This window comes from Halorubrum sp. Ea8 (assembly GCF_002252925.1).
Taxonomy (GTDB): Archaea; Halobacteriota; Halobacteria; order Halobacteriales; family Haloferacaceae; genus Halorubrum.
Window position 1 is genome coordinate 1 of record NZ_NHPF01000108.1, and the last position, 15,036, is coordinate 15,036.

At 72.0% G+C, this 15,036-nt stretch carries 18 protein-coding genes and 1 tRNA gene; 10 read left to right on the plus strand and 9 right to left on the minus strand.

Going from position 1 to position 15,036, the window contains the following annotated elements:
- Position 1: 1 nt before the first annotated feature.
- Positions 2-1,096 (plus strand): hypothetical protein, encoded by a 1,095-nt coding sequence (locus DJ74_RS12560; RefSeq protein WP_094527461.1) that lies wholly within the window; start codon positions 2-4, stop codon positions 1,094-1,096.
- Between the two features lie 19 nt (positions 1,097-1,115).
- On the opposite strand, the gene DJ74_RS12565 is transcribed toward DJ74_RS12560, so the two are convergent.
- Complete coding sequence (locus DJ74_RS12565) at positions 1,116-1,685, minus strand: nitrous oxide reductase accessory protein NosL (RefSeq protein ID WP_094527462.1); 570 nt, start codon at positions 1,683-1,685, stop codon at positions 1,116-1,118.
- Between the two features lie 105 nt (positions 1,686-1,790).
- Here DJ74_RS12565 and DJ74_RS12570 point away from each other — a divergent pair, with 105 nt between their 5' ends.
- Genes DJ74_RS12570 through DJ74_RS12580 form a run of 3 tightly spaced genes read left to right on the plus strand, consistent with a single transcriptional unit; the run spans position 1,791 to position 5,522 of the window.
- Entirely contained in the window at positions 1,791-3,854 is a 2,064-nt protein-coding gene (locus DJ74_RS12570; RefSeq protein ID WP_094527463.1) for a NosD domain-containing protein, read from the plus strand.
- The gene (locus tag DJ74_RS12575) at positions 3,847-4,662 is read left to right on the plus strand and encodes an ABC transporter ATP-binding protein (RefSeq protein WP_094527464.1); all 816 of its coding nucleotides are present in this window, start codon (positions 3,847-3,849) and stop codon (positions 4,660-4,662) included. The genes DJ74_RS12570 and DJ74_RS12575 overlap by 8 nt, the downstream gene beginning before the upstream one ends.
- Positions 4,659-5,522 carry an ABC transporter permease subunit gene (locus DJ74_RS12580; RefSeq protein WP_094527465.1) on the plus strand — a complete coding sequence of 288 codons (864 nt, stop codon included), beginning with the start codon at positions 4,659-4,661 and terminating at the stop codon, positions 5,520-5,522. The genes DJ74_RS12575 and DJ74_RS12580 overlap by 4 nt, the downstream gene beginning before the upstream one ends.
- Positions 5,523-5,547: 25 nt before the next feature.
- On the opposite strand, the gene DJ74_RS12585 is transcribed toward DJ74_RS12580, so the two are convergent.
- Complete coding sequence (locus DJ74_RS12585) at positions 5,548-5,916, minus strand: hypothetical protein (protein ID WP_254922171.1); 369 nt, start codon at positions 5,914-5,916, stop codon at positions 5,548-5,550.
- 122 nt (positions 5,917-6,038) lie between these two features.
- Between DJ74_RS12585 and DJ74_RS12590 the strand changes: the two genes are divergently transcribed.
- The 4 genes from DJ74_RS12590 (at position 6,039) to DJ74_RS12605 (ending at position 8,967) form a co-directional block, all read left to right on the plus strand.
- Positions 6,039-6,542, plus strand: a complete 504-nt coding sequence (locus DJ74_RS12590) for a winged helix-turn-helix transcriptional regulator (RefSeq protein WP_094522475.1) — start codon at positions 6,039-6,041, stop codon at positions 6,540-6,542.
- A 119-nt stretch (positions 6,543-6,661) separates the two neighbouring features.
- Positions 6,662-7,522 (plus strand): sulfite exporter TauE/SafE family protein, encoded by an 861-nt coding sequence (locus tag DJ74_RS12595; RefSeq protein WP_094527466.1) that lies wholly within the window; start codon positions 6,662-6,664, stop codon positions 7,520-7,522.
- 73 nt (positions 7,523-7,595) lie between these two features.
- Positions 7,596-8,282: an SCO family protein gene (locus DJ74_RS12600; RefSeq protein WP_094522477.1), complete on the plus strand. Its 687-nt coding sequence runs from the start codon at positions 7,596-7,598 to the stop codon at positions 8,280-8,282.
- A gap of 43 nt (positions 8,283-8,325) precedes the next feature.
- Positions 8,326-8,967, plus strand: a complete 642-nt coding sequence (locus DJ74_RS12605) for a DJ-1/PfpI family protein (protein WP_094522479.1) — start codon at positions 8,326-8,328, stop codon at positions 8,965-8,967.
- A 5-nt stretch (positions 8,968-8,972) separates the two neighbouring features.
- Here the strand turns inward: DJ74_RS12605 and DJ74_RS12610 are convergent, their stop codons facing one another.
- The 7 genes from DJ74_RS12610 to DJ74_RS12640 all read right to left on the minus strand — a co-directional run bounded on the left by DJ74_RS12610 (position 8,973) and on the right by DJ74_RS12640 (position 13,251).
- Positions 8,973-9,446, minus strand: a complete 474-nt coding sequence (locus DJ74_RS12610) for a universal stress protein (protein ID WP_094522481.1) — start codon at positions 9,444-9,446, stop codon at positions 8,973-8,975.
- A gap of 134 nt (positions 9,447-9,580) precedes the next feature.
- Complete coding sequence (locus DJ74_RS12615; protein WP_094522482.1) at positions 9,581-9,883, minus strand: hypothetical protein; 303 nt, start codon at positions 9,881-9,883, stop codon at positions 9,581-9,583.
- Positions 9,880-11,196 (minus strand): helix-hairpin-helix domain-containing protein, encoded by a 1,317-nt coding sequence (locus tag DJ74_RS12620; protein ID WP_094522484.1) that lies wholly within the window; start codon positions 11,194-11,196, stop codon positions 9,880-9,882. The genes DJ74_RS12615 and DJ74_RS12620 overlap by 4 nt, the downstream gene beginning before the upstream one ends.
- The gene (locus DJ74_RS12625) at positions 11,193-11,585 is read right to left on the minus strand and encodes a hypothetical protein (protein ID WP_094522486.1); all 393 of its coding nucleotides are present in this window, start codon (positions 11,583-11,585) and stop codon (positions 11,193-11,195) included. Before DJ74_RS12625 ends, DJ74_RS12620 begins: the two co-directional genes overlap by 4 nt.
- Positions 11,575-12,171 (minus strand): hypothetical protein, encoded by a 597-nt coding sequence (locus tag DJ74_RS12630; RefSeq protein ID WP_094527467.1) that lies wholly within the window; start codon positions 12,169-12,171, stop codon positions 11,575-11,577. The genes DJ74_RS12625 and DJ74_RS12630 overlap by 11 nt, the downstream gene beginning before the upstream one ends.
- Before the next feature lie 80 nt (positions 12,172-12,251).
- Positions 12,252-12,770 (minus strand): hypothetical protein, encoded by a 519-nt coding sequence (locus tag DJ74_RS12635; protein WP_094527468.1) that lies wholly within the window; start codon positions 12,768-12,770, stop codon positions 12,252-12,254.
- A 407-nt stretch (positions 12,771-13,177) separates the two neighbouring features.
- Positions 13,178-13,251, minus strand: a tRNA-Tyr gene (locus tag DJ74_RS12640).
- A gap of 152 nt (positions 13,252-13,403) precedes the next feature.
- Between DJ74_RS12640 and DJ74_RS12645 the strand changes: the two genes are divergently transcribed.
- Both DJ74_RS12645 and DJ74_RS12650 read left to right on the plus strand, forming a co-directional pair.
- Complete coding sequence (locus DJ74_RS12645; protein WP_094527469.1) at positions 13,404-14,279, plus strand: hypothetical protein; 876 nt, start codon at positions 13,404-13,406, stop codon at positions 14,277-14,279.
- 144 nt (positions 14,280-14,423) lie between these two features.
- Positions 14,424-15,014 carry an NAD(P)/FAD-dependent oxidoreductase gene (locus DJ74_RS12650; RefSeq protein ID WP_094527470.1) on the plus strand — a complete coding sequence of 197 codons (591 nt, stop codon included), beginning with the start codon at positions 14,424-14,426 and terminating at the stop codon, positions 15,012-15,014.
- Positions 15,015-15,036: the final 22 nt, after the last annotated feature.

The following is a 15,036-nucleotide window of genomic DNA, read 5'->3' on the forward strand; positions in this document are numbered from 1 at the left end:
CATCGTCGCGGTCGCCGTCGTCGTCGTGCTGCTCGGGGGCGGAGCCGCGACCGGGGCCTCGTTTACCGACGGCGACGAGGTCGCGACGGACTCCGGCGTCTACCTGTCGCCCGCCGACAGCGAGAACGCCGACAGGTACGTCGCGTACGACGACGCCGGCGAGCTGCGGCTCCGCTTCGGATCGGTCCCACCGGACGCGCGGACGAGCGTCGACGACCTGTTTCTCGTCGGGTTCGCCGGCTACGAGGGCGACAAGACCGGGGAGAACGCCACGACCGTCCGGATCGACACCGAGACGGACCGGGTGACGCTGTACCGGATGGACACCGGCGAGCGCGTGACGGGCGGCGAGCTCACGTTGCGACCGAACTCGTCCGTCACGCTCGGCGCGACCGTCCCGCCGACGGTCGGGAGCTACGCGGAGATCGTGCGTTTCACCGTCGACGTCCCAGAGGACGGGTCGGGATCCGAGACGAGTCCGGATGACGGTGGAGCGGATGGCGGTGGGGCCGGTGACGGCGGGACCGGTAGTGACGGCGGGACCGGTGACGGCGGGGCGGGTGACGGTGGGACCAGCGACGGGACGGACGAGAGCGGAACCGCCGGCGGCGACACCGGGACGGGGGACGCCGACGGCGAGACCGGTGGCGACGAGTCGGACGGGCCGGTCGGATCGGTCGACGGCGACTCCGACGCGGAATCCGGCGGCTCCGCCGACCAGGCCTCCGGCGCTGACGACGAGGGGCCGACGGCCGAGCCCGCCGGCATCCGGTTCAACGGGGTGCCCGTCGCGTGGTCGCTGTTCGCGGGCTTCCTCGCGGGGCTCACGAACTACCTCGTCCAGACCCGGATCAGGGACGTGCTCCCGGCGCTGAAGACGGAGCGGTCGAACCGCAGGGAGCGCGTGCGGAACGTCCTCGCCCGAGAGGCGGTGATCACGGTTGCCGTGATAGCGCTCACCGTGCTGGTGGCGGGCGTCCTGTCCAACGCCGGAATCACCGGGATCCCGCGGCTCGTCGCGACGCTGGCGTTCTCGGCGATCGTCGGCACCGTGTCCGGGGCACGCGGCCTTCCGGACCTCACAGAGCGCCGTTAATCGCCTCCGGCGACGGTTCTCACAGCGCTTCCAGCGTCGATCGCTCGACGTCCGTCGCCGGCATCGGCTCCCCGCCGTACTCATCGACGAACGCCGTCACGTCCGCCTCCTCGCTGAACGGGATCAGCTCCGGCCCCATCGCGCCGACGACCTCGCTACGCGCGACGACGGTGAGATCGGTCGTTCGCGAGAACGCCTCGCTCTCGACGTGCGAGGAGAACATGACGTCGGAGCCCTCCTCGAACACCTCCTGCTCGACGAGTGAGTAGTCGGTGAGGAACGTCGCCAGCGGGGTCCGTCCGGCGTCCTCGGCGTCGAACCGGTAGGTGTACGTGCAGGTGCTGCTGCAGAACTGCCCCGGTCGCCCGCCCTCGGGCTCGTCGTCCTCGAAGTGGACCTGTCCGACCGGCCCGGGGTGGTCCTCGATTATCATTCCGCACTGGTCGCAGGCGCGCTCCCCGTCGAGCGAGATCGGCGTGATCGACGCGCTCTCTTCGCCGAGACAGCCGGCGGCCGCGAGCGCGATCCCCGCGCCGACTCCGGAGAGCAGTCGCCGACGCGACGTCGACGGATGCTGGTGGTCTCCCATGCGTAACAGTTGCTGAACCATCGTCTTAGACCCTCTGGACCGATTCAATCCCCCGTTCGAGGAACGAACCAGATCGGATAAACCCCGGGAGAGATAAACGTCACCGTGACGAGATTCGACCCCTTCGGCGATCCGTCGCTCCCGGTCCGGCTGGCGCTCGCGGCGCTCGTCCTCGCCGCCGCGGCGGCGACGGCGGGGGCGTTCGTCGACGATCCCGAGACGGCGGCGCCGTCGCCGGTCGCCTACGACGACGTCGTCGAGCTCGGCCTCTCCTCCGAGACGGACGCGCTGATGGCGGGATCGGCGACGATTCCGCGGACGCAGGTCTTCTACTCGCAGCTCCAGTACGTCGTCGGCTACAACGGCGTCGAGTCGTTCGCGGCGGCGCTCGAGGACGACCGGGCGGAGCGGCAGTTCGGCTACCCGGTCGTCGCCTACGTCGAGACGTTCGACGACGCGCGGCCGGGGACGACCGAGCGCGGCCTGTTCGACGCGGAGCTGGCCGGCGAGTGGACGCCGGCGCCGGAGGCGGTGTACGTGGTCGGGAGCGACGCCCGGAGCCCGGCGGGGGAGACGGTCGTCCCGTTCCGCGAGCGAGCCGCCGCCGAGGCGTTCACAGCCGACCACGGCGGGCGGGTGATCGACTGGGGCGCGGTCCGGGACCGGTCGTTCGACACGGACTCCGCGGCGGCGGTGCGCGGGATGGCCCCCGACCGCTGGACGGCGGCCGACCAGCGGATCGCGGCCGCCGACCGGCGCGCCGACCGACCCGTCTCCGTCGTCGTCGGCGAGGACGCGCCGACGATCGGGGCGGCGCTCGCGGCCGCGCCGGCGAACACGACCGTCGCCGTCCCGCCGGGCACCTACGAGGAGACCCTGACGGTGAACGAGTCGGTCACGATCGCCGGGGAGGACGCGCGCATACGCGGCGACGGGAACGGCTCGGTGATCACGGTGCGAGCGCCGGACGTGGCGATCACCGGGGTCGCGGTCGACGGCAGCGGGAACGAAACGCGCGACCCGGATGCGGCGCGATCGGGCCGCGACCCCGAGGGCGGGGCGTGGGACACCAACATCCAGCTCGGGTACGGCCACGGCGACGCGGGGATCCGCGCGATCGACGCGCCCGGGCTGTTCGTCGACGACGTGACGATCGAGGCGAGCGCCAGCGGCATCCTCCTCCGGGACGGCTCCGACGCCGCGGTCCGCGACCTCCGCGTCAACGGGACGGAGGAGTGGCAGGACGGGTTCATGGGAATTACTGGCATGCAGTCGCGGGTGACGGTGACGGACAGCGAGTTCGCGGGCGGCCGCGACGGAATCTACCTCCACCGCGCCGACGACTCCGTCGTCCGGAACTCCGAGTTCGCGGACAACCGCTACGGCGTCCACCTCATGTACACGAGCGACGCGCTGATCGCCGACAACGCCTTCCGAGACGAGCTCTTCGGCGGGGTCACGGTGATGACGCGCCCCTCGGGCAACGCGATCGTCGGCAACGACGTCCGGAACTCCAGCGCGGGGATCCAGGCCTCGGGGACCAGGGCGTACATCGGGTACAACACCCTCGTCGGCAACGAACTCGGCTTCTCGACCAGCTCGCGCGGGTCCCTGTACGAGCGCAACGTCGCCGCGAACAACGAGCTGGGGGCCCGCGCGACCACCGTCGTCCCGTCGAGTCGGGTCGTCGAGAACGACTTCGTCGCCAACGCGGACCACGCGGCCGCCGGGGCGGGCGCGCTCAGGGTCTGGGCCGACGGCGGCCGCGGGAACTACTGGGAGGGCGCGAACGTCGGGATCCACGACCCCGGCGAGCGCGCGTATCGACCCACCTCGCCCGTCGACGGCGCGCTCCACCGCGAGGTCGCCCTAGTCGCCGTGCGCGAGTCGCCCGCGGTCGCCCTCCTCGACCGCCTCCGCGGGACGGTCCCCGGCGCGCGTTCGGGGAGCATCATCGACCCCGCCCCGGCGACGGAGCCGTACGCGTCCGACCGGGTAGCGGCGGCGCTCGACCCGGACGCGGGACCGGTCCACGCCGACTGGCGCGCCCGGTCCGGCGGCGGAGAGGGAGATAGAAACGCGACCGGGTCGAACGCGATCGGGACGAACACGAACGCACCGAACGCGACGAGACGCGGGGCCGCGACGAGCGGGGTGGCGGATGTCTGACGACCTCGTCGCGAGCCTCTCCGGGACGGCGCGGACGTACGGCGGCGTCCGGGTACTCGACGACGTTTCGCTCGACGTCGAGCCCGGCGTCACCGCCGTCGTCGGCCCGAACGGCTCCGGGAAGTCGACGCTGCTGCGAGTGCTCGTCGGCGCGACGGAGCCGACCGCGGGCGAGGTCCGGTACACCGGTGCGACCGGGCCGAAGCCGATCGGCTACCTCCCCCAGCGGGTCCCGTTCCGGGACGGGTTCACCGCCCGCGAGACGCTCGCGTTCTACGCGCGGCTCGTCGGCGACGACCCGGACGCGGCGCTGGAGCGCGTCGGCCTCGGCGACGCGGGTGACAGGCACGTCGAGGCGCTCTCGGGCGGCATGCGTCGGCTGTTGGGCATCGCGCAGGCGGTCCTCGGGGACCCCTCGCTCGTGGTCCTCGACGAGCCGGCGAGCGGGCTCGACCCCGGGATGCGCGAGCGCGCGTTCCGCGCGGCCGCGAACCGCGCCGACGGCGACACCGGGGTCGTCGTCTCGTCGCACGCCCTCGACCTCGTCGACGCCCACGCCGACCGGGTCGTGATCCTGCGTCGGGGACGGGTCGCCGCCGCGGGCCCCCTCGATCCACTGCTCGACGAGCACGGCGCGGCCGACGCGAGCGAACTCTACCGCGCCGTGGTCGGCGAGCCCGGCGCGAGTCGGGGCGCCGCGGACGCCGGCGACGCGACGGAGGGAGACGGCGAGCGCGAGGGGAGCGACGGCGAGGGCGACGAGGACGCGGAGCCGGACGTTCACGTCACGGGGGTGTCGGACCGATGAGCGGCCGCCTCGCGGGAGTCTCGACCGTGTTCCGGCGCGAGATCGCGACGGTGGTCCGGACTCCCGGCTACGGCGTGCTGGCGGTCGGCCTCCTCGCGGCCCTCGGCGGCCTCCTCGCGGCCGGTGGCGGCGGCGCGACCGGCTTCGTGCCGGCGGTCGTGGACCTGCTCCTCCCGACCGAGGCCCTGGTCCCGCTGGTCGCGGTGGTGTTGGGCTACCGCGCGCTGCTGACCGACGCCGCGAGCGGCGAGCTCGCGGTGATCCGGACGTACCCGGTCCGCGTCGGCGAGTACGTCGCGGGGGTGTTGCTCGCGCGGCTGGTCGCGCTCGTCGCCGCGGTCGGCGTCCCGTACGCGGCCATCGGCGCCGTCGTCTGGCTGACCGCCGCGCCGGACACGGGGATCTTCGCGACCCACACCGGCGTCGACTCGCCCCTGCTGTACCTGCGGTTCCTCGCGTTCGTCCTCCTCCTCGGCGCGGCGTACGTGTCGCTCGCGGCGGCCGTCTCCGCGCTCGCCGCGAGCCGCCGCAGCGCGATCGCGCTCGGGAGCCTCGCCTTGGTGGCGGGCGTGCTCGGCGGCGACCTCGTCCTGCTCCGATCGCTCGCCGCCGGGGCATCACCGACGACGGTCCCCGCGTCGATCGCGCTCGCTCCCAACGGGGCGTTCCGCGGGCTCGTCTTCGAGCACGTGATCGGCGTCGCCTTCGCGCCGGAGGGCGGGTTCGTCTCGACCGCCCGGGCGGTCGCGTCGGTGGTCGGATGGACGCTCCTCGGGGCCGTCGTCGCGGGCGTCACGCTCGCCTACGGGCGGCGCGTCGACGCGGCGGTCGAGCGCGTTCGCCGCGAGATCGGGGACTGAGCGGCCGCGTGAGGCGGCCCGCCGATCAGTCGGCGGTCGTGTCGTCCCCGACCGACCCCGGGGCGTACGCGTACACCGCGTAGAGGACGACCGCGGCGATGAGGAAGTCCAGGCTGTGTTCGACGTAGTGGTGCACCGGCATCGGGACGACGCCGAGGACGGTGCCCGCGCCCACGACCGAGCGGGCGAGGAGGGCGCCGACCGCGACGCTTATCAGGCCGTACTGGGCGCTCCGCCGGCGGCGGTAGGCGACGAGGCTCACGAGGAAGAGCAGCCCCGTTCCGAGGCCGGCGACGAACACGACGCCGAGCAGCGGCAGCGACCCCTCTACGCCCCATCCGCCGGCGGTCGCGATCGCAGTCGCGGTCGCACTCGCAATCTGGCTCGCGAGAATCGGACTCACGTTCTCGGTGTCTACTGCGGCGAGCGACAAGAATACTCCCCCGGCCGCTCCCACGCGGAGAGAACGCGCGGGCTCGTTTTAGGTGCCGATCCGGTAGCTCCAAGCGAGCACCAATGCCGGAGACCAGAGTCCGGGTTCGCCGACACGTCCGCGACACGCCGGGCGTCCACTTCAACCGGGTGAGCCGCGACCTCGACATCGCCACCGGGCAGGCGCAGTACCACCTGCGCCGGCTCGTCCGGGACGGCGAGGTCGCCGTGGAGCGGATCGGCGGCCGCGCCCACTACTTCGATCCGGCGTTCGACCCGTGGGAGCGACGGGCCGTCGCCTTCCTCCGCCGCGAGACCGCCCGCGAGATCCTCGTTCGGCTCCACGCCGAGGGGGCGACCCGCCCGGCGACGCTCGCGGCGGAGTTGGACCTCGCGCGGAGCACCGTCTCGTGGCACGTCTCGAACCTCACCGAGAGCGGGGTCGTCGAGAAGTCCGACGACCGGCCCGTGCGCGTCTCGCTCGCGCGTCCCGAGCGGACCGCGGCGCTCCTCGACGAGGTGTCGGCGTCGCTCCCGGACCGGATCGTGGACCGGTTCGTCCGGACCGTCGACGACCTGTTCGAGTAGCCCGCCCTCGCGGTCGCGGTCCGACGCCGTGACCGCGCTCCCCGCCGCCGGTAGATCGCGGGCCCCCGTTCGCCGATCGCACCAGATCCGTTAGGGCCGCCGCGTGCGTGGGTTCGGACATGCGCGAACTCGGGGGCGGCGTCGGCTCGCTCGGGGCCTCGCTCGCCCCCGCGACGGCGACGTGCGAGCCCACCGGAACGATCCACTCGGCGGAGCCGCTGAGCCTCGGCGTCTTCCTGCTCGTCGGCCTCCTCGGCGGCGCGCACTGCCTCGGCATGTGCGGACCGCTCGTCTCCACGTACGCGGACCGGATGCGCGAGGGCGCCGCCGACGGGCGAGCCGGCGGCCGGAACGACCTCACCGTGCGACAGGTGCGCCAGCACGCGCTGTTCAACCTCGGACGGACCGCCAGCTACGCCGCGATCGGCGGGCTGTTCGGCCTCGCCGGGAGCCTCGCGTTCGTGACGGGCCGCACCGTGACGACGGTCGCCGGCGACGTCCACGCGCTCGCGGGGATCGCGGTCGGCGGGGTCGTCATCGCGATCGGGGCGCGGTACGCGCTCCGGCTGGAACTCCGGCGGATCCCGGTTCCCGGTCTCGACGCCGCCGCCGGAGTGGTGACCGGTCGGATCGTGCCCCGCGTGGACGCGTGGGTCGGCAGCTGGCGGATCGTCGGGCTCGGCGCCGCCCACGGCCTCCTGCCGTGCCCGCTGTTGTACCCCGCCTTCCTGTACGCGTTCGTCCAGGGGAGCGCGCTCGGCGGCGCGGCCGCGCTCGGCGCGCTCGGCCTCGGCACCGTCCCGGCGCTGTTCGTCTTCGGCACCGCGTTCGGCGCCGTGAGCGTCGAGACCCGCATGCGGATCCACCGGGCGCTGGGCGTCGCCTTCGTCGCGCTCGGGTACATCCCGCTCCAGCACGGGCTCGCGACGCTCGGCGTCCCGCTGCCGCACCCCCCGATCCCGTACTACTCGCCGTTATAAATCCCGCGAGCGACGAGCCGCGTTCGACGGGCGCACCAGACCGGTTATGCGAGCGCGGTCCGACGACTTCGGTATGCAACGGCGAGCGGTGCTCGGCGGGATCGCTGCGGCGACGACCGGCGCGGTCGCCGGCTGCGCCTCGGTGCTCGGCGACGAGCCGGAAGGGGTCGTGCTCGGCCCGCAGGAGGACCAACTCGCGGACAGCGAGGATCTCGCGTATCCCGCGTACGGCCAACCACTCCCCGCGTTCGAGCTTCGGGACCCGATCGCGGGGGTGACGATCGACAGCGAGGCGCTCGATCGGACCGCGATCGTGACCGGGGTGTTCACCACCTGTCCCGTCGAGTGCGGGATCCTCCTTCGACGGCTGGTGTCCGTCCAGCGGCGGGTCGCCGACGCGGGACTGACCGACGAGACGGCCTTCCTCCCGATCACCTTCGACCCCGAGCGCGACGACGCGGCGACGCTTCGGGAGAACGCCGAGACGATCGGCGTGAACCTCGACAGCGGCAACTGGCACTACCTCCGCCCGGAGACGCCGGAGCGGGCGAAGGCGGTCGTCGAGGACCGGCTCGGGATCGGCTTCGAGCGGACGACCGAGAGCGAGCGACTCCCCGGGTACGACTTCACCCACGTCGTCGTCACCATGCTCGTCAATCCCGACGGGATCGTCGAGCGCGCGTACCGCGGCGAGCGGATCGACCGCGACCGCGTCGCCGGCGACATCGAGGCGGTCGCCGACGCCTTCGCCGCGGAGTGACGGCGGGGGAACGCACAAGCCGTCCGCCCCCCTTCGAGTCGGTATGAACGTGGACGTGCTGCTGTACGACGGCTTCGACGAACTGGACGGGATCGGTCCGTACGAGGTGTTCGACTACGCGCTGGAGTACGCCGGAGAGGGGGACGACCCGGCCGGGCGCGTCCGGTACGTGACCCTCGGCGAGCGCGACTCGGTGACCGCGAGCCACGGGACGCGCGTCGGGGTCGACGGGACCCTGCCCGAGCCGGACGCGGACGACGTCCCCGACCTGTTGCTCGTTCCGGGCGGCGGCTGGAACGCGCGCGACGCGGAGGCGAGCGCGTGGGCGGAGGCGCGGAAGGGGGACGTTCCCCGCGCGCTCGCGGCCCACCACGCGGCCGGCACGCGGATCGCCTCGGTATGCACCGGGTCCATGCTGCTCGCGGAGGCCGGCGTCACCGACGGGCGGCGCGCGGTCACCCACGCCGGCGCGATCGACGAGCTGCGCGAGTCGGGCGCCGAGGTCGTGGACGCGCGCGTCGTCGACGACGGCGACCTGCTCTCCGCGGGCGGTGTGACCTCCGGGATCGACTTGGCCCTGTACCTCGTCGAGCGGGAGTTCGGCGGCGACGTCGCCGACCGGGTCGCGACGGTCATCGAGTACGAGCGCCGCTACGAGGTCGCGGGCGGGGGCGGGGGCGACTGAGTCTGTCAGTCGCCGCCGTCGTCCGGGATCGGGGCGTCCGCCTCGTTCTCCTCGCCCTCGTTGCTCGTGACCTCGCCGTCGGCCTCGACCGTGATCACGGTGCAGTCGAGTTCGCTCCGGAGGAACGAGTCGATGTCCGGGTCGGAGAGGAGCTTCTGGACCATCCGCCGCCAGCGACCCGCCTGCTTCGAGCCGATGACGACGACGTCGGCCTTCTCGGCGACGATCTCCTCTAAGATCGTCTCCTCGACGAGGAAGCCGCGTCGGACGACGTACCGCGCGCGGTCCACCGCCCCGATCCGCCGCTCGACGGCGCGCTTGAGGTCGCTGCGGGAGACGCCGCCCGAGTTCTGATACAGGTCAACGTGGAGGATCGTGAGGTCGGCGTCGCGCTCATCGGCGACGCGGACGGCCTCTCGCAGCGTCGCCGCCGAGTGCGACGACGGCGGGAACCGGACCGGGACCACGACGAGAGTCATGTCCGGAGAGTTGCAGTGGAGGGATAAATACGCTGTCGGTGCGAATACTCGCGCTGAGAATCGAATGGCCCCGCTCGCACGACGGGAGCGCCGGTCACACGGTGGGAGCGCAGGTCATACGACCGGAGCGCCGATCACGCGATAGGAGCGCCGGTCACGGCCGCGAACTGCTCCGGATCGAACCGAACGCCGCCGACGCTGTCGACCCACGGAAGCCGCCGCAGCCGCCGAGCGCGGTCGTGGGACACGCGGACGACCGCAAACCCCGATCGGTGATGGAGCACGAGCCGGCCGCCCGTCCCCACGAGCCCGAGCAGCCCGGTGACGAACGCGTCGTGGTCGACCGACTCCGGACGCTTCACGAAGAAGAACGCCTCCGCGTCGGGGTCGGGTCCCGCGACCTCGATCGACGCGCCGAACCGCTCCGCGAGGGTCACCGCTCCTCCGTCAGCCGGGTCGCCTGCTCGATCCAGTCGGCGGCTCGGCTCGTCGACGCCCGCGTGATCTCGGCGACCGTCTCCGGATCGAGCGTCGACAGCCGCGCGACGGATCCGATCCCCTTCTCGCGGAGTCGACTCGCGTACGTCGGACCGATACCGGAGACGGATTCGAGCTCGATCGGCTCCTCGCGGCCGCCGAGCTCCTCCTGTAACGCGCGGACCCGTTCGACCGGGATCGACAACAGCTCGGCGAGCTCCTCCGGGTCCCGCTCCACGAGCGCGTCGAGGTCGGTGACGCCGGCGCGGCGCAGTCGGTCCGCGACGGCCGAGCCGTTCTCCGGGTCGACCTCGACGATCGCGCGGCGGAACGCCTCCATGCGCGCCTTCTCCTCGTCGTCGGTCCGTTCTTCGGGCCTCTCCTCAGCGGTCTCGTCGGGGTTCTCCTCTCCGGTCTCGTCGGCGGGCGCGTCGTCCGCGGGTTCGTCCGCGTTCGAATCGCTCCCTCCCGTCGCGTCCGAGTCGGTCGAGGCGCCGGTATCCGCCTCCGCGCTCGACTCGTCGGCCGACTCCGAATCGTCGCCGGGCTCCTCGGCGAGGACGAGGTCGACGGGAGCCCCGGGCTCGGCGACGGCGTAGGCGTCGGGGAACTGCTCGACGACGGCCCCGGGCGTCGTCGTCGGGTCGGGAGCGCGTTCGACCGTTCCGACCGCGAGGTCGGCGGCCGTCAGCCGGCTGACCGCGGCCTCGCGCGACAGCCCCCGTAGCTCCGGCACGTCGACGTACTCCGTCTCCGGTCGTTCCGGTTCGGTGCGGGGCGCCCGCAGCCGGAACGAGACCTCGCTGAGGTTCGCCGAGAGCGACGACTCGTCCAGCGAGGGGAGGTGCATCCGGACCCCCTCCTCGGTCTGGGTGACGTTCGCCTTGAGCGTGAAGTCGACGTCGTCGACGCGGTAGCGCTCGCTCGACAGGTCCTCGTCGGCCGCCTCCAGCGCCGCGCCGAGGTTCGAGAAGACGGTCTTCGGCTCCAGCGCCGGGCGCTCCATCTCCAGTTCCCGGACGCGCTCCTGAAGCCGCTCGCGGTCGTCCGTCAGCTTCGAGAGCTGGTGTTCGAGCGCGTCGCGTTCGGTCCGCACGTCGAGCACGTCGGTCTGGAGCCGGACGAGCGACTCCTGCTGCTCGGTGATCACCCGCTCGACCGCCGCCCGCTCGACGGTTTCGAACTTCTCGACGTCGACCTGGGGGATCTCCTCCAACTGAAACGTCTCAGCGATGCGATACGATTCGCTCTTGGCGTCGAACCGGTCGCTCATGGCCGACGCGACTCCGGCGGAACGGGCGCTATCTTGAGGCGTACCTCGCTCGCGATCTCGGCGTCCACCTCGTACTCGCCGACGACGCGGTGGTTGAGCGGCACCGCGCTCACGACGGGCTTGTACCCGCGGACCTCGTTGGTCTCCGGGTCTCGGATCTCCTTACCCTCGACGGAGAGCGTCAGCTCCAGGTCCGCCTCGACCTCGGAGAACCGGAGCCAGGAGGCGTCGAGGTCGTACGCGAGTTCGCCGCTCTCGATCTCCCGTTCGAGCGCGCGCTGGGCCGCCATCGATCGGCGGTCCAACTCCTCCTGGCCCTCCGCGACCGAGAACGCGACCGAGCGGACGAACTCCGAGAGCGGTCGCGCGAGCCACTCGTCAGTCGGCACGGTCGCCTCCGCGTTCCGCGTCCGCTTCCGCCGGGGGGCCGACCCGCCTCGGCAGCGGCGTCGGTTCGAGACGCGCGGCCAGTCGAGCGTTCGCGCCGACCTCCCGGTCGAACCGCCGCCGGTCGATCACCGACTGCGTGCTCGCCGTGAGCCCGCTCGCGGGATCGTTTCCGTCGTCACCGAGTCGGTCGGCGTCGTCCGTCCCGTCGTCACCCGCGCCGGCGTCGTTGCCCTCGCGCTCGGCCACTCGCACGTCCGCCTCGACTTCGATCGTCGCCTCGCTGAACCGGTACCACGCGGGCGTGATCCCGAGTTCCAGCAGGGACCGACGCTCCGTCGCGGCCGGCGTCGCCGTGACCGAGCCGTCGGTGTCGATCGTCCGCGTGACCGACGGGACGACCTCGAGTTCGGTCTCCGCGAGCGACGCCCCCGTCGCCGCGCTGTGCGCGTCGAGCGCGGTCTGCGCGTCGGCGACGCCCGCGGCCAGCAGGGAGACGAGGTCGTCGAACGGGACGTCCGCGACCGGCTGAGTCGGTCGGCGGCGGGCTGTACTAGGCGGGGAAACGTGATGGGCTCGTAGTGGCATAGGTGTCGGTGTCGCGGGTGCGGATGCGGTCGCCGGCGAGAGCCGCGCTCTCGGGGGTCGGCGACCGGGACCCGATTCGATCACTCCTCGGTCGTGGTGCGGTTGTCGACCGTCTCGACCTCGGGGAAGAGGTACGGCGGCTCCGGCACCGGGACCATCGTGGTCTTCAGTTTGCTCGTCCCGTGGACCTCCTTCCCGAACTTGCGGTTGTGGCTCACGTCGGTCTGGATGCTGCCGCCCCACAGGCCGAACCCGGCGTGCGCCTCGGCGCTGACGTCGATGTTCGTCTCCCGTTCGGTGGTCGTCTTGATGTCCATCTCGACCTCGATGACGGCCTCCGAGAACCGGTAGAACGTCGGGAACAGCCCCGCCTGCAGCAGCGAGACGTCTATCGCGTCCGCCGAGGAGTAGGTGACGTCGCCGTTCGAGTCGATCGTCCGCGTGATCGCCGGGACGACCTCGATCTCGGTCTCCGCGAGCGTCTTGGCGACCTCGACCGAGTTCATGTCCAACTGGTTCTGTGCGTCCGCGATCCCCTGCCCCATGCTGGCCACCATCTCGGGGAACGGTACGTCGAGTAGCTCCTGTCCTACGGACATTCTTAAGCAATAATCACAATAGATATTAAACTAGTATGTAATAAATTAGATAAGTTGTTAGCGGTTTTTGTCGGCTTAACCGCGCTCGCGCCGTCGGTCGACGGCCCTCGAGTGTCACGGATTCCGACTCGGCGGCGACCCGGGGGTCGCTCCCGTCGGCCCCACTCCTGCGGGAAGCAGGCCGATCATGTGGCCATCGCTAAGAACGTGATGAGAGTAAGACAGGCGTGCACTGCGACCCGGCCGGAAAGGGAGTCCGCCCTCCCCGAATTGAACTCGCCGAGACAGTCCGGGCGTGCGGCTCGCTCCGCTCGCCGTTCCGGGCTGTGACTCGTCTGCTCAATTCGGGTCGATCGTCCCTCACGTTCAGCAACCGATCGCTGTCGCTCACGGTTGCTGAGGTTCAGTCCGCCCTCCCCGAATTGAACGGGGGACAAGTCGATCTACAGTCGACTGCTCTACCAGGCTGAGCTAAGGGCGGTCACTGAAACATAGCCGCTGGATTCGACTTAAGGGTTCCCTTTCAGCGCAGGTGTGATCCGCCGTACCGCGGGCGCCTCGGGCACCGCCCGGCTCGCTCCGATCTCGCCCGCCGCGCGCGGTTTTTAAGTCGCTCGCGGCGGGAGCGGGCGTATGGCCGACGGCGACGACAGACAGGCGACGTTCGGGTCGGACGGGAGCTTGGAGACCGACACGACGCCGGACGCGACCGGCGACAACGACTTCGGCGAGCCGAAGGAGGCGAACGAGACCGACGGGGGGTACAACCGCTACGCCGTCTCCAGCCTGCTCCAGAAGGCCGTGCGCCGCTCCGACGAGGAGGTCGCCGCGTGGGCCGCCTGGGAGCTGGCGCGCTCCGGCTACTCGTGGAACCTCTGGGACCGCCTGAACCTCTACGTCGTCGAGGACCTCCGCGCCGGCAGCGACGTCGCGCTCACGATCCAGCGCTACGAGGAACTCGCTACCGAGCGCTGGGAGCCCGCCGAGTGGAAGGGCCGACTCTGCGCGATCCACGCCGCGCTGGCGGCCGCCCGCGCGCGGTCGACCCGCGAGGGCCCCAACGCCGACGAGTACTTCCGCGCCGTCGCGGACCTGCGCGCAGAGGCCCGCGAGAACGGGGAGGAGCCCGCCCACGACTTCCCGGTCGGCGACCTCGAACCGGGCGGCGAGTTCGACGCGATCTTCGACGGCCACACCGGCGAGGGGTCGAAGCTGGGGCGCGGCACGCGCTTCTTCAAGACGCGCGGCGCGCGGGTCGGACCGGAGGGGGAAGGCGAGCACAGCGCCCGCTGGCAGCGCCTCGCGATGCTGCTCGACGACGACCGCGACTACTCCGCCGCCGAGCTCGACCGCGCCGTCGAGCCCGTCGACCCGGACGACCCGTGGCGCGAGCCCGAGACGGTCGGCGGCGGGGACGACGAGAGCGCGGAGGGAGACCGGACCGGCGAGGGCGAGAGTCGGAACGGATCCGACGACGCCGACGGGTCACTCTCAGACTTCTCGTCGTAGTCGCCGGCTGACCCGCGGACCAGCGGACCGCCGACCGCCGTCCGTCGACCGCCGACCGCCAATCGCCAATCGCCGATCGTCCGCTACCGCACCCGTGTCGCCGGTTCCGCCAACGCTTATCAGTCCGGCTTGGGAAGTGACGGCATGGCAGACGTAGCGATCGTCGGTGGCGGACCGGCCGGACTCAGCGCGGGGCTGTTCGCGGGCAAGAACGGGCTCGACGCGGTCCTGTTCGACACCGACAAGACCTGGATGCACAAGGCGCACCTGTTCAACTACCCCGGGATCGGCTCGGTCGGTGGCGACGAGTTCCTCGCGACCCTCCGCCAGCAGGCGGACGACTTCGGCGTCGATCGGAAGCAGGGCGAGGAAGTCACCGACGTCGCCGAGTCGGACGCTGGGTTCGCGGTGACGACCGAGGCGGGCGAGTACGAGGCCGACTACCTCGTGCTCGCCACGGGCGCGAGCCGCGACCTCGCGGAGTCGCTCGGCTGCGCGCTCGGCGACGACGACACGGTCGACGTCGACGTCTCGATGGAGACCAGCGTCGACGGCGCCTACGCGACGGGCGGGATGGTCCGCGCCGAGGAGTGGCAGGCGGTCATCTCGGCCGGCGACGGCGCCGCCGCGGCCCTCAACATCCTCTCGAAGGAGAAGGGCGAGCACTACCACGACTTCGACGTCCCCGACACCGCGACCTCGGTGTTCGGCGACCTGATCGACGACGGCGAGTAGCCGGACTCGCCCCCGGCGCCCT